This is a genomic window from candidate division WOR-3 bacterium, assembly GCA_039801085.1.
GTDB lineage: Bacteria > Hydrothermota > Tepidihabitantia > Tepidihabitantales > Tepidihabitantaceae > JAOABP01.
Genome location: JBDRTY010000001.1, coordinates 328499 through 342885, shown reverse-complemented (window position 1 = coordinate 342885; position 14387 = coordinate 328499). Strand labels below are relative to the sequence as shown.

10 protein-coding genes are annotated in these 14387 nt (G+C 53.5%); 2 read left to right on the top strand and 8 right to left on the bottom strand.

The window, feature by feature from the left end; all coding sequences use genetic code 11:
* Positions 1-5 precede the first annotated feature (5 nt).
* The 4 genes from thrS to ABIK48_01555 are packed head-to-tail and all read right to left on the bottom strand — an operon-like array spanning position 6 to position 7133.
* Complete coding sequence (gene thrS, locus ABIK48_01570; GenBank protein ID MEO0020851.1) at positions 6-1907, bottom strand: threonine--tRNA ligase; 1902 nt, start codon at positions 1905-1907, stop codon at positions 6-8.
* Positions 1908-1954: 47 nt separating this feature from the next.
* Complete coding sequence (locus ABIK48_01565) at positions 1955-2629, bottom strand: hypothetical protein (protein MEO0020850.1); 675 nt, start codon at positions 2627-2629, stop codon at positions 1955-1957.
* Between the two features lie 38 nt (positions 2630-2667).
* On the bottom strand, positions 2668-5538 hold the full coding sequence (locus ABIK48_01560; GenBank protein MEO0020849.1) for a HEAT repeat domain-containing protein: 2871 nt from the start codon (positions 5536-5538) through the stop codon (positions 2668-2670).
* Between the two features lie 8 nt (positions 5539-5546).
* Complete coding sequence (locus ABIK48_01555; protein MEO0020848.1) at positions 5547-7133, bottom strand: M6 family metalloprotease domain-containing protein; 1587 nt, start codon at positions 7131-7133, stop codon at positions 5547-5549.
* 128 nt (positions 7134-7261) lie between these two features.
* Between ABIK48_01555 and ABIK48_01550 the strand changes: the two genes are divergently transcribed.
* Positions 7262-8380 (top strand): hypothetical protein, encoded by a 1119-nt coding sequence (locus ABIK48_01550; GenBank protein ID MEO0020847.1) that lies wholly within the window; start codon positions 7262-7264, stop codon positions 8378-8380.
* Positions 8381-8421: 41 nt separating this feature from the next.
* Positions 8422-11043: a CRTAC1 family protein gene (locus tag ABIK48_01545; GenBank protein MEO0020846.1), complete on the top strand. Its 2622-nt coding sequence runs from the start codon at positions 8422-8424 to the stop codon at positions 11041-11043.
* 3 nt (positions 11044-11046) lie between these two features.
* Here ABIK48_01545 and ABIK48_01540 read toward each other — a convergent pair whose 3' ends face one another.
* The 4 genes from ABIK48_01540 to ABIK48_01525 all read right to left on the bottom strand — a co-directional run bounded on the left by ABIK48_01540 (position 11047) and on the right by ABIK48_01525 (position 14367).
* Complete coding sequence (locus ABIK48_01540; GenBank protein ID MEO0020845.1) at positions 11047-11409, bottom strand: hypothetical protein; 363 nt, start codon at positions 11407-11409, stop codon at positions 11047-11049.
* A gap of 131 nt (positions 11410-11540) precedes the next feature.
* Entirely contained in the window at positions 11541-12710 is a 1170-nt protein-coding gene (locus tag ABIK48_01535; protein ID MEO0020844.1) for a hypothetical protein, read from the bottom strand.
* Between the two features lie 45 nt (positions 12711-12755).
* The gene (locus ABIK48_01530; protein ID MEO0020843.1) at positions 12756-13016 is read right to left on the bottom strand and encodes a hypothetical protein; all 261 of its coding nucleotides are present in this window, start codon (positions 13014-13016) and stop codon (positions 12756-12758) included.
* A 166-nt stretch (positions 13017-13182) separates the two neighbouring features.
* Positions 13183-14367, bottom strand: a complete 1185-nt coding sequence (locus ABIK48_01525; protein MEO0020842.1) for an AIPR family protein — start codon at positions 14365-14367, stop codon at positions 13183-13185.
* Between the last annotated feature and the right edge of the window lie 20 nt (positions 14368-14387).

Below are 14387 nucleotides of genomic sequence, written 5' to 3'. Positions count from 1 at the left end.
CCTGCTCACCGTGTCCTTCCAGATTCTTCCTCCTTGATTAGTGCTATTACCTTCTCCAGCGGCATTGCGCCCAGATTCCCCTTACCCCGGCGGCGGAGTGCGACGGTCCTTGCCTCGGCTTCGCGTGCCCCGACCACCAGCATAAAGGGAATCTTCTCCCGCTCTGCCTCACCAATTTTGTAGTTAATTTTATCATTATTCAGATCAATTTCAACTCTGACATCAGCCTTTCGCAGTGCCTCGTAAACCTCCTGCGCATAGCCGTTCTCCTTCTCGGTCACGGTCATCACCCGCGCCTGCACCGGTGCCAGCCAGACCGGAAACGCCCCGCCGTAATGCTCAACCAGGATCCCCATAAACCGCTCGATTGAACCCAGGACGGTCCGGTGCACCAGATAGACCGGCAGATGCTGACCATACTGATCCATATAATACACATCAAACTTGCCACCCAGATTGAAATCAAACTGACAGGTAGAACACTGAAACTCCCGGCCCAGCGAATCGGCGAGATGGATATCGATCTTCGGACCGTAAAACACCGCCTCCCCCTCAGCCCGGACGAAATCCAGCCCCACCCGCTCCAGCGCCTTAACGAGCGAACCCTCTGCCACCTGCCACTGCTCATCCGTACCCAGATACCTCTCCGGATGCTTCGGGTCCCGGACCGACAGGGATACCGAGAACCGCTCAAACCCGAACTGCCGCAGCATCTTCAGTGCCAGCGCCACCACACCGTAAATCTCCTCCTCCACCTGCTCCCGGGTGCAGAAGATATGGGCATCATCCTGAGTAAACCCCCTTACCCGCATCATCCCGTGCAGCACACCGGAACGCTCATAGCGGTAAACTGTGCCCCATTCAGCCATCCGCAACGGCAGCTCCCGATAGGAATGGACCCTGGTCCGGTAAATCAGAATATGCCCGGGACAATTCATCGGCTTCAGCACATACTCCTCATTCTCCACTGGCAGAATATACATATTCTCCCGGTAATAATCATAATGTCCGGACTGATGCCACAGCTGACTCCGGGCGATATGCGGTGTCACCACCAGCTGATAGCCGGCAGCTAAATGCTCCCTCTCCCAGTACTCCTGAATCAGCCGGCGAACTGTTGCCCCTTTTGGATGCCAGAACACCAGCCCGGCACCCGCCTCCTCATGAAAACTGAACAGCCCCAGCGCCGGTCCCAGCCTCCGGTGATCGCGCCGTTTTGCCTCCTCCAGCCGCTCCAGATGCTCCTTAAGCAGCGCCTCATCCGGAAAGGCGACCCCGTAAATCCGGGAAAGCATCCGGTTCCGCTCATCACCGCGCCAGTAGGCACCGGCAACACTCAGAAGCTTAACCGCCTTAATCCTGCCGGTATCTGGAACATGCGGTCCCCGGCACAGATCAACAAAATCCCCCTGCTCATAGACCGATATCTGCTCATCCGGGATCTCGTTAATAATCTCCAGCTTATAAGTCTCATTCCGCCCGGAGAAAAGCTTCAGCGCCTCCTTCCGGGGCAGATACCTGTGGACAATCGGAATCTTTTGTGTCGCCAGCTCGCGCATCCTTGCCTCAATTCTCTCCAGATCCTTCTCGGTAAACGGCTCAGGAACATCAAAATCATAATAAAACCCCTCGGGCACCGCCGGACCGATCGTCACCTTTGCCTCGGGATAAAGCTGCTTCACCGCCTGCGCCATCAGATGCGAAGCCGAATGCCAGAAGATCTCCCTGCCCTCCCGGGACTCAAAATACACCGGCTCGATTGTGGCATCCTCCTCAATCCGGAAGGAAAGATCCACCAGCCGGCCGTTCACCCGCGCCGCCAGCGCCCGCTCATCAGCAAGCAGGGCACCGGCAGTCAAACCCGGTTCAACCTGCCGTTCCTCTCCTTGGACAACAACCTTAATCACGGGTCAATGATAATCACCAAATTACCGATGTCAATCCCCGTATGCGCTCACTCGGAGATGAGAAAATAGACTCCGGTCCGTTTCCGCCCGTAAACCCGGCGGCCCAGGACATCATAAAGCCGGACTTCCGGTGCACTGCCGAAGGGAACCGGTGCCACCAGCTTGCTTATCCGGAGGCGAGATGGTCTGTTTGGTGCCGGCTGCCTAATGCCGAGAAGTGAGGTGTCATCGACCGTAACATCATCGAAATAAACCAAACCGCCGGGCAGAGCGATGCACGACACCGTAAGAAAAAATGCCGAATCGGGTGCGGTGATCCAGCGGGAATAGCGCCGGTAACCACTGGAATAATAGACCGGGATCAACTGCGGTGTACCGATCAGACCGCCACTCAGGGTCAGAAACTGAAGCACAAACCCGCCGCTGACGATTCCGGGCACATTGGCATAACCGCTGAACTCATAACTCAGTCCACTCCGGACAACCGTAACCGAAGTGGCAAACGCCACCGTATCCCCGCCAGTCAGCTTCAGCGCGTAGAAACCGGAATGACTGATGGTATCCTTCTGTGCCGAACCCGGATGGGTAAGCTCTGAGGTCAACCAGCCCAGCGGCATGTTCACGCCCAGCGTATCCAGCCAGACCTCAAATGAGGGGTTGGGCAGAATGTTAACCGCCGCCGCCAGACTGAACACCATTAAAGTTAATGTCAGCATGCGCATCGCTGAATTTTACTCCGAAGACCGTGGTGATGCAAACTTTACTTTCCGGGAGCACTCAGCACCTGCCGGTAGGCATTAAGCACAAACAGGTCGGTTTCCCTCTCCATTTCTGCCCGCAGCCGCGCCCGGGTTTCACTGTCCAGCATCCGGCCCAGCGCCTCCACGGTACACAGCCGGACAAACGGTGCCGGATGCCGGAGACAGGAGACAAGCCGGTTCCGGCACTTCTGCCTTACCGGTTCTGCCTGAACGCTGTCAAGTTTTACCGCGATCTGCCCCAGCGCCCGGATACTGTGCCCCAATGCCGGCACCTTCTGTTCCGCCAGACTCCGGAGCAGCGGGTCAACGCTCGGCTCCCCGATGGCGACCAGCCCCGCCTCGGCGGCACTCCGCACGGTAAACAGCGGATCATTCAGAGTTGCGATCAGCGGCTCAATCGCCACCGGATTCTTCAGCTTACCGCACGCCTCTGCGGTCACGATCCGGGAAACCTCCATTGTATCCCTCAGGAGATAAAGAATCTCCGGCACCACCAGCGAATCACCGATTGACCCCAGCGCATAAACCGCCCGTCTGGGTGTAATCCGCTTCTCTTTGAGTGCCAGCAGAATTGAATCCACCGCATCCCGGGCATTACTGCCCATCTCCCCCAGCCAGTAAGCCGAATTCTGCCGGGCGAGAAACCGCTCATCCCGCAGCCCCCGGAAAAGATAAGGCTTGGCGGTATCGGGCAGCGCCCTCATCAATGCGGCAATCGCCTCCGACTCCAGCCCGTCCTTGGTATCCAGCTTATGCTCAACGACATACTCCACTGCTTTTCTCCCCAGCCGGATCAGCTCCTTTCTTGCCCGCAGCACCCTCTTCCGGGCATTCCCCACCGCCCAGATCGATGCGGTCTTAAACACACTCTCCACCGGTGCGGTGATCACCGAATCAATGCTCGCCTCGGAAGTGTCAACATCCGGCTCCCAGTCAACCACCGTTGCCGGCCGGGGCAGATCAACTCCTGACCCGTAGGTCCCCTTGGTCCACCGGTTCTGATCTCCTGCCACATTCCTCCCCGGATACCAGTCCCTCCCTGCCAAATCCAGAAACAGCCCGATCCCGCCGAACCCCCGTGCCCAGTTCGCCGAGCCCTGACTGATCAGCGACTCTGATGCCATATACCAGTCATTACCATCCTGGTCAACAAACAGCCCAACCGAATTCGTCAGCCCGATCCCCTGCCCGCCAGACGCATAATAACCGTCATCCCCCTTACGGTCCACCAGCACCCCGACTGAAAGATCATGCCCCTCCCCCTGACTCGGACCAAGCCGGGAAAAATACGAATCATTCCCCTCCTCATCCACCAGTGCGCCCACTGACAGGTGAATCCCTGCGCCCTGCGAATACTGGGCAGCGGTATAATGGTCAAAACCCTCCTGGTCATAAAGCATCCCGAGTGAATACCAGTAACTCGTCCCCTGGGCATAGACCTCGGCATTATAAAAATCATTCCCCTGAAAATCACACAGAAAACCGATCCCCCCGCCGGCATCCGGCCTCACCCCGATCGCATAACCCTGGGCAAACGACCGGTACTCCCTGGGCAAAAGCGGCTCATGCTTATATTTTCCGCCCGCATAATAAAGATCATTCCCCCCCAGCTCTGCGAGCAGCCCGTACCCCCAGGTCCCGGCAAACCCCTGACAATAACAGAAAGAACGGTAACTGTCATTCCCTGCCTCATCAACCACCACTCCGACCCCGTAATGACCCGCTCCCTGGGCAAAAAAACCCGCATCATAAATATCACTTCCTCCCCCATCATAAACCACACCGGTCCCGAACACACCTGCCCCCTGACTATAGTGACCACCGCGATACACATCATCCCCGGCAAGATCAAAAAGCACCCCGCACCCGAAAAGCGCCGCCCCCTGGGAAAAAAGCCTCTCGGAAAGATAATGGTCATCACCCTCAAGGTCAATCACCACCCCGAACGGGTGATCCAGAATGCCGACCGCCCCGCCTGCCCGGTTATAATAGATATCATTACCCCCGAGATCAATAACTACCGCTGCCGGCGCCTCATAAACATTATCACCCACACCGCCGACAACAACCCTCCCCCACTCACTCTCCTGACAAAAAACCACCCCTCCTCTCACCCCCTCAACCGTAAAACTCCCCCCTGAATCCCTGGGCACAGCCCTCAAAACCGCCACCGCCCGCTCCACCGCGCCCACCACCGCCAGCCCGGCAAGTGCCAGCGCCCGGCGATCGATCTTACGGGCATATGCCAAAAGCGTCTCGGACTTAACCTCCCGGCTCGTATCATAAACCCGGCCGAACTCCTCATGCAGCCGTCCGGCAAAACCCCGCTCCAGCGTATCATCCTCATCCCGCCAAAAACCGGGCGCCTCGCCAACCAGAACATCCAGCTCCTCCTGGGAAATCCCTGCCACCGCCCGCTCCAGATACCGCCTCCCCACCGCAAACCCGGCGGCAATGACATTCACCGCACCCTCAACCCCGACACAACCGCCCCTCCGCTCCAGCTCCCTGGCAACCTCCCCTGCCACCCGCAGCGAATCCCGGCGCTCCAGCCCGACATCGACCTCATTATAAAGATGCCGCACCAGCCCTGCCCGATTCCGACACCGCGCCCGCACAACCTCGGCCTGCCCCTCAACATAAGGCAAAACCTCCAGCGGACCGGAAAGCAGCCGCTCCACCACCCGCAGCCGGAAAAAACTGTCAACCGCCCACAACTTAAAAAACCCCAGCTCCTCCTCCCGCATCCCCTGAACCTCCAGCGCCTCCTCCAGCGCCCTCCGCGCAACCGAATCCAGCCCGTATTCCGGCGGCTCAACCGCAAACCCCAAAACACTGAATATCAACAGCAACCCGCTAATCCTGACCATTCCTCCTCCTATCGCTCCAACACCACCCTCCGGGTCAAACTCCCGGCGCGCACCAGATAAACACCGCTCCCAACCCTCCGCCCCTGACTGTCAACCCCCTTCCACCAGCCCCGCTCCGGCACCACTCCGCTCCAAACCCTCCTGCCATCACTACTGAAAACTGCCACCGCAACCGGTCCTCCCCCCTCAACCTCAACTCTGAATCCGGACCGGGATATCCCCGGCTCAACCCTCAACCCCGGCACCCGGCGCTCCGGCTCCTCAACTCCAACCTGACTTGAGTCAAAACTCACATCGCACACAATCGTATCCCCCACCTCCCGGATATTCCTCACACTCACCCAGGTCGGCTGACCGTTCCTTGCCCGGCTCGAAGGATTGGACCAGTTATCAAAACTCGTGCGGTTCCAGATCCCGGGCAGCGGATCTGAGGTATCGCCCAGCGCCTCATGATAGACATGCGGATCCGGCCTCACCCCGTTACCCCGGTCCAGATGATTAGTCGAATCCTCCTCCAGATCCACCCGATTATGATAGGCGCTGTAATACGGGTCAATGTGCCAGATCAAAAGCCCGGACCCGGGCAGCAGCGCATCAAACCCCTTCCTCTGCCGATTCTCCAGCAGAAAACAGGTATCACAACTCCTCCCCTGACGCCAGACCTTATAGACCACCGGATGGGTCTCCACATCCACAATCCGCAGCCCGAAAGTATCGCGGGCAATCACCACCGGCTGCACAAAACCGGCCTCAACCTTACTCCACGCCTCCATATGCGCCGGACTCCACGGCGTATTACCGCCCGCACCCCAGGCACCATAGCCCATCAGCCCCCAATAGCCCACACCCCAGCTGTAACGGGAATAGTCATACAGATCCGGCAGCCCGACCAGATGCCCCAGCTCATGACACATCACCGCAATACAACACAGCGTTGTATCCCGGGTTTCGGTCACCATGGCAAACTCCGGCACATTCGTCACCCCGTCAATGACCACCCCATCATTCGTCCGGTAATTAAAACCGGGAATCGCATGCGACCAGCAACAATTCACATCCCCATTATCCGCGCCGTCCGCCCCGGCATGAACCATAAACAGCGCATCAACATGCCCGTCCCCATCAATGTCATACTCCCGGAAATCAACAAACGAATCCACCTGCTCGAGATTCTCCCGGGCAAGCTGACCGCCGGTGGAAAGCATGTAATTACCGTCATAATACCGGGAATAATTGTACCGGGACAGAAACCACCGATTGCCGGCAACCCCGCCCCGCACCGAATACCGACCATAAGAGTTCTCCAGAAAGAAATCGTTCAGACTCCCTGCCCGGTAGGGCGCATTATTGTAGACCCCGGTCGAATACAGCATGGAATCAAACCTGGCAGGTGAATGCTCAACCGTGTCTGCCCGGTTGTCCGGAAACTGCATCAGGATCGTCACCGTCTCGCAGAAATCATAACCCTTCAGTTTATTCGGACCGGGAACCTCGACCCCGGGCGGAAAGACCGGCATCGGTCCCTGAAAACCCGGTGCGGGTGGCATTGCCAGCCCGGCTGCGAGCATCAAAGCCAGTGGTAATATTCTGACCATTTATCACTCCTTTTCTTAACAATAATCAAACCGCTGACCAAATCAAAATATGCACTCAGCAATTTGACTTTCACAATTTTTCATATTATCATTTTTTGGTAGGGCATTCAGGAAACCAAGGATGATCAATGGGAATTTCAATTGAACCGGTCCGGAGCAAAAAAGACCTGACTGACTTCATCCGCCTCCCCTGGAAAGTCTATCAGGGCAACCCCTACTGGGTGCCGCCCCTGATTTCCGAGGTCCATGAGACCCTTGACACCGCAAAAAACCCGTTCTGGGAGCATGCCCGGCGCGAACTGTTCCTTGCCCGGCAGAATGCAACGCCGGTCGGCAGAATTGCGGCGATTATTGACGACAACCACAACCGCTTTCATCAGGAAAAGACCGGCTTCTTCGGCTTCTTTGAATGTATTGAAGACTACCTGGTTGCCGAAAAACTGTGGGATACCGCCCGCGAATGGGTGAAAAATCAGGGAATGGAACGGCTGCGCGGACCGGTCAACCCCAGCCTCAACGACGAATGTGCCTTCCTGCTGGAAGGTTTTGCTCAACCGCCGACGATCATGATGCCTTACACGCATAAATACTACCTGGAGTTCGCCGAGCGCTACGGCTTCCACAAGGCAAAGGACCTTTATGCCCTCCTGAAACTGGCAGCCGACGGCATTCCGGAGCGGATTGAGCGGATGATCAATGCGATCAAGCGCCGCACCGGCGTCAGGGTCCGTCCCTTTGATATGAAGCGGTTTGAGCGGGACATCCAGTTTCTCAAGGACATCTACAACTCCGCCTGGGAGAAAAACTGGGGCTTTGTGCCCATGACCGACAAGGAGATGGACCTGACCGCCCGCAAGCTGAAACAGCTTGCTGATCCGGACCTGGTGCTCTTTGCGGAAATTGACGGTCAGCCGGTCGGAGTCACGGTCACCATTCCGGACTGGAATCAGGTGCTCAGACACCTCAATGGCAGGCTCGGACCGCTGGAGCTGGTCAAACTGCTCTATTACCGCAAAAGGATTGATGGTGTTCGGGCGTTGATTGGCGGGGTCAAAAAGGAGTTCCGCAACACCGGCATCATTGCGGTGCTTTATTACGAGACTGAGCGCAATGCCGCACGCAAAGGTTACAAATGGTGCGAACTCGGCTGGAACCTCGAGGACAACGACCCGATCAACCAGTTTGACCTGGCGATCGGTGGCAGGATCTACAAGCGCTACCGGCTCTACGAACTGCCCCTGCTTTAACTATTGACTTCCTGAAATTTTACCCCTAAATTTATCCTCTGATGCTCCTGATTTCACTCCTCATCCTCACCGCCCGGCCGGCACTGCAGGACTTTCTTGCCCGGCAGGACTATCCGGCTGCCACCGATTATTACTACGCCCGGCTCCAGCGCCAGCCGCAAAACCCGGCACTGCTCAAAGACCTTGCCCGGGTCTATGATCACTGGCGCCGGTACGACTCCAGCCTCTACTTCTGGGAAAAGGTGCTGAAAGCAAGGCCCGACGACGACTCGGCGGTCATTGGCAGATGGCAGGCGCTCTGCAACCTTCACCGCCCGGACTCCGCCCGGCTCGACTCGGTCCGCCAGCTCATCCGCGCTGAAGCCGGCGGCTACTTCATTGACACCACCTACCGCAACCTCCTCCTTGCCCACGCCGGCTTTGTCCTCGGCGAAGACTCCCTCCGTGCCCGGCGCGCCTTCAGCGTCCTGGCATTCAAATATCCGGACTCAGCCCCGGTTTATGAACTCATCGGCTCTGCCTTCTACGACTCCCTCTATCCGGTCTGGACCAACGACACCGCCAAAGTCCTGGTCATCTCCCGCTTCCTTGCCCGCTATCCCAGGACCGAATGGCGCCAGACCTTCTACATCTATCTCCTGAGCTCACTCTACGCCCTGAACGACACCCTCGGTCTTGCCCACTTCACCGGGGAGATGCTCAAAGACGACTCCCTGGACCCCTTCCGCTACCGCTATGCCGCTGCCCTCTACAACCGGCTCCGATTCCGGCCCCGGCTTGCGGAACAGTATGCCCGCCGTGCGCTCCAGCTGGCGCCCAGAGCGAAAAAGCCGAAAAACAAACCCCCTGCCCAGTGGCAGCTCGAATACCCGCCCCTTGCCGGACTTGCCCGTGCCGCGCTCGCTGAGGCGCTCATCCTTCAGGACCGCCCCCGGGAGGCACTGCCCGTGCTTTACGAAGCCCTGCAACAATTCTCCTGGGACACCGAAAACGAATTCACCCCTGCACCCTTCTGGTCCCTGCTCGGCGATGCCTACTCCCGGCTGGGCAGGCCCGACAGCGCCCGGCTCTGCTACCTGACCGCGCTCGTACTCGGCGACTCTCGCAACTACTGGTCTGCCCGGGCAGACACCGCGCTCCAGCGGCTCGGCATCCCCCCTGCCCGGCAGCTTATGCTTGCCCGCCAGCAACTCTCCTACACCGGACCGGTCTTCACCGACATCACCGACTCGGCCGGACTTGCCGGCTGCCGGGAATCCCGGGTTGCCTGGGGCGATTTTAACAATGACGGCTTTGAAGACCTCCTGCTCAACGGCTCCCGCCTCTTCCGCAACGACTCCGGCAGACACTTCACCGAACTCACCGATTCAGCGGGACTTACGGGCATCCGGGGCAGGGGTGGCATCTTTGCCGACTTTAACAACGATGGCTGGCTCGATCTCTACATCTGCGGTGCGGACACTCAGGACTGGCTCCTCCTCAACCACTGCGGCAGATTCCGCAACGCCACCGAATCGCTCGGCAACCCCTCGGACCCCTATCCGACCGAAGGCTGTGCTGCTGCCGACTTTGACCTTGACGGCTGGCTCGACCTCTACTGTGCCAACTACGAAAACTGGGAAAAACACACCTGGTATCCGGACCGGCTCTATCAAAACCAGCAGGGCAGATTTCAGGACATCACCACCCGTGCCGGCATCACTCCGCCCTATGGTGAGGACCTTGCGGGCAGAGGTGTCAACTGGGGTGATTACGATGACGACGGTGATCCGGACTGCCATGTTGCCAACTACCGCCTCTGCCAGAACCTCCTCTGGCACAACAACGGCGACTCCACCTTCACCAACCTTGCCCCGAAACTGGGGATTGCCGGCAATGAGATTTCCGGCTGGTTTGGCCATACCATCGGCTCGGTCTGGGCAGATTTTGACAACGACGGCGACCTCGACCTCTTCTGTGCCAACCTTGCCCATCCCCGCTACATAGAATTCTCCGACCGCTCCCTGCTCTACGAAAACCGCGGACCGAAGGCGAAGCCCCGCTTCCTTGACCGCCGCGCCCGGCTTGGCATCCGCTACGAAGAGACCCACTCTGATCCGGCATTTGGCGACCTAGACAACGACGGCGATCTCGACCTCTACATCACCTCCGTTTATGAAAACCGGCGCTCCTTCCTCTACCTCAACCAGCTCAACCCCGCACCGCGCCAGGCGACTGCCGGCTGGCAGAACCTCTTCGGCAACTACCCCTTTGCGGAAGCCACCTATCTTTCCGGCACCCGGGTCTTCAACGGCTGGGGCTGTGCCCTGGCTGATTTTGACAACGACGGCGATCTCGATCTGGTGGTTGGCTCCGGCTCCGGCCTGCGCCTCTTCCGCAACGACACGAAAAACGGCAACCACTGGCTCAAGGTCCGGGTAGTCGGCACAAAACACAACGCCTGCGGTATTGGCGCCCGGGTCACGGTGATTCAGGGCAGAAAGCGTTATATCCGCGAGATTGAGGGTGGGAAAGGCACCACCAGCCAGAACTCCCTTTTAGCCCACTTCGGCCTGGGCAGCTCGGACCGGCCGGTCACGGTTCAGGTCCGGTTTGCCCCGGGCAAGACCGTGACCCTCAAAGACATCAAACCCGACCGGCTGATTGTTGTCACCGAACCCTGAAAATTAAATTGTAAAGTAATAATACTTCCGCTCCTGACCGTCAAGGATCACGACCGAACTGCCCTCCACACTTCCGGAAAAACGGGACCTCGAACCGTAGTCATATCCCTCAAAGCCACTGCCCTCAATCTTCAGCTCAATATGGTGCCGGTTACCGTGGTGATAAATTGAGTAACAGCCCTCCTCACCATAACCGCTGATCATACACCTCTGCTCCGGGTCATAAACAAGGATCTGCTCCGGTGAAACACTGCCGGAAAACCGCCAGCTCCGCGCCTCTTCACAGTCATAGATTGCCCACGCCCCGCTGCCGGCAATCAGCTTCCCGGCGATAAACGCCACCACCCGGCGGGTATTCGCTCTCATCCTGACAAAACCTTATCAATCTTTGACCCGTAGTAAGTGATCCCAATCACAGGCATCATGAAGATACCATGCCGAATAATTTTAGCATCTTGAATATATCTTTTTCTGAAATTATTTAAAAAACTTATATGTCAATTTATTACTGTACATCTACATCCTATGTGCAAAGGAACTCTAGGGTACTGATTTGCCGGATATACTTTGAGCGCAGCACGCTTGCAATATGGGCACGATGAATCACCTGCAGTCAAAATCTTCCACTCGCTAATATTTACGGACAAACTAAGATTATTCTGCATGTCCTGTTTTGCATAATTCCCCATATGATAAGTATGTGTTATCAGCTCGGCAATCTCAGAAACATAACACCATATATCAGATATTTTCTTCAGGTCTATGTGCGAGAATTCTGGCGGTAGCGGTCGCAATTGGAAAACTTCTCTAAGAGCAATCACAGTACCAACTTTTCCCCTCACGTCGGGCAGTGACGCTAGAAATTCTATTGCCTTGCTTTTGCGACTAAATGGCTTCTCCTGCAAACTGGCTGCAATTTCGTTAAGCTGTTTAAGTGTCAGCGAGCTTAAAAGTGCTTTCGAATCAATTTCATATCCATTTATTGCTAATCCCAACTCTACTAACCTGTCAAATTTTTTACGTTCAAAGTGACCGGCTGGTAGGATTCGCACTTTGTTAATATCACCTGCATATTTTAAATATACCTGTAGTACATCATAGCCGTATCGCTCAAGCAAAGCGTCGTCAATGGTAAAATCCTCTGGTTCACATTCAAATAATACCTCCAAGTCACAGTATGGTCTAATATCCAGAGATTCAATTGCCTGTTCGCGAAAATATGCAAGTAAGTCCTCTTTATCTTTTTCAGATGCAGATTGCCATTCAGACGAAGATTGTTTCAATTCCTCAATTTTACGAAAATATTGCGGTTTGAATGTATTGATGTAGTCCTCGATCTCTTTACAGCGAAGATTTGTTTTAAGAATTACAGGAACCAGTTCCTGCGCATTGCCAATAAAGCATTTTGTATCAAGTAGCTTTTTTATTATAATTGCAGTTTCTCGATCAACGTTATAAATGGTCAACGGAAATGTGCTTTGAGGATTTATTATATAACCGTTATTGGTAGCTGCTACTACTGCATTATCATCAGCGCATTGTAAATTTGCACTTTTGCAGATACCGTGACTGTCATCTACTAGCCGTTCGCCCTTGGGGTGTATTTTTGAACGTGCAGCTTTTTGAGAACTTCGAGATAACCACATTACAAATAACACAATTACCAATACTCCTAGTATAGAAATTAGAATCATGGTATCTATTATTTATATTTATATTTGGTAGATCTTACACCTCAATTCTTCGACTAAATCATCACTTTTGAACAAATCAACTAAATTCTCCTGAAACCTACTTATACGTTGTTTGACAATATCTCTTAAAACTTTTTTAACATCTTTGTAATTTTTAAAGATCTTGCCTGTATTATCTAAATTCAAATCTAACCCCTTTTTGTTAGCAAAAAATTTTAACCCCAATAATAAATAATAACCTGCGTGTTTTACAAACTCATCTTTGGCTAACGCATTCAACTTTTTAGGATTACTTTTATATTTCTTCTCCTCCTGTCTTATTCGTCTTATATCTTGATTTATCTTTTCATAAAGCAGATAAGGCAGTAGAACATATTTAGCATCGATTTTGCTTTCATCAAATATTTCTTGATAATAATCGCCAAAGATTTCCCTTTTCTTGTTCTTAGCGCTTCCTGGCTTCTCCAGATAAAAAGCTAGTATTACTTGCCCCGCCTTCTCGGCATCTATTTTTTTTAATTTGTACGGGATCGTTCGACATTATATCTCTGCTTCTAACGGGATTTTGCGTGTTAGTGTATCGCGCAATAGCTTGTCCTATATCTCTATTTTTAACTTCGTAAATTCTTAGAAGCAAGTCTATGTTTTTAATGTTCTCAGATAAATTGTTTTTATAAGCCTCATAAAGAGCATGAATCGTTTGTCCTCCATTGACTATCTGAAAATTTTTTAATGCAACTACGGGGCTATCTGTATTTGCATGTACCAAACTATCGCAAATTACTGTTATTCCATTGTTATAGAAAAAGAAATTAGCATTTTCACGTTCGGCTTCTATTGTCCTGTAAATTTGGCTGTTAACCTTTGTATTTCTGGTTAAGTATACTCTTATATTTTCGTTAAATATCTCCTCCCTCAATTCATCATTTTCGTTGATAACTTTTTTTATTAGTTCATGTGCATTAATTACGCCAACAACAGCTCGAACCTGTCCGGTAGTAGTATCAAAATACCGCCTGCCGCTCAACTGCAAATTCAAATCCACAGGTCGAAAATCTTTTTTTATAAACAATGAAACCAATTCATCAAGCGACCATACTTCAAGATCTGCTTTAAATTTTTCTCGCACAGTCACTTCGAAATGCTTAATTTTATTCTTATCGCTAATCGAATTAATATAGTTAGAAATCAGCCAAACTTTCGTTTGTATTACCCCTTTATTAAAAGCATCCCACATCTCCTGGACTAACTGCGTGAACCGCCTGTTGGGGGATTTCAGTAATGACCCATCTTTATGCCAGATTCTCTCAAGTTTGACAATAATATCATTAACATCCCGTTCTCGAAAGGCATCTGCTTTTTGCGCATTTTCGAATTTTTCAGTATGTTTAAATTGAAAAATATTTATAGTTTTTCTTCCGTCGGCTCTTGCATCTTCCCAATAATAAGCATCAATGCCAAAATCATAAGCGCCGTCTATGACATAATTTTCTATTTCATCTATATCGATTTCGTATAGTTTTTCTAATACTGCATATATAAACGCACGGGAAAACTCATTTATTCTGTATCTTTTCTTTAAGTAAGCGATTTCGGATGTTATCAATGAAAAATCTTGTAAACTAGCCATAGCTTATCCTAACAGCACTG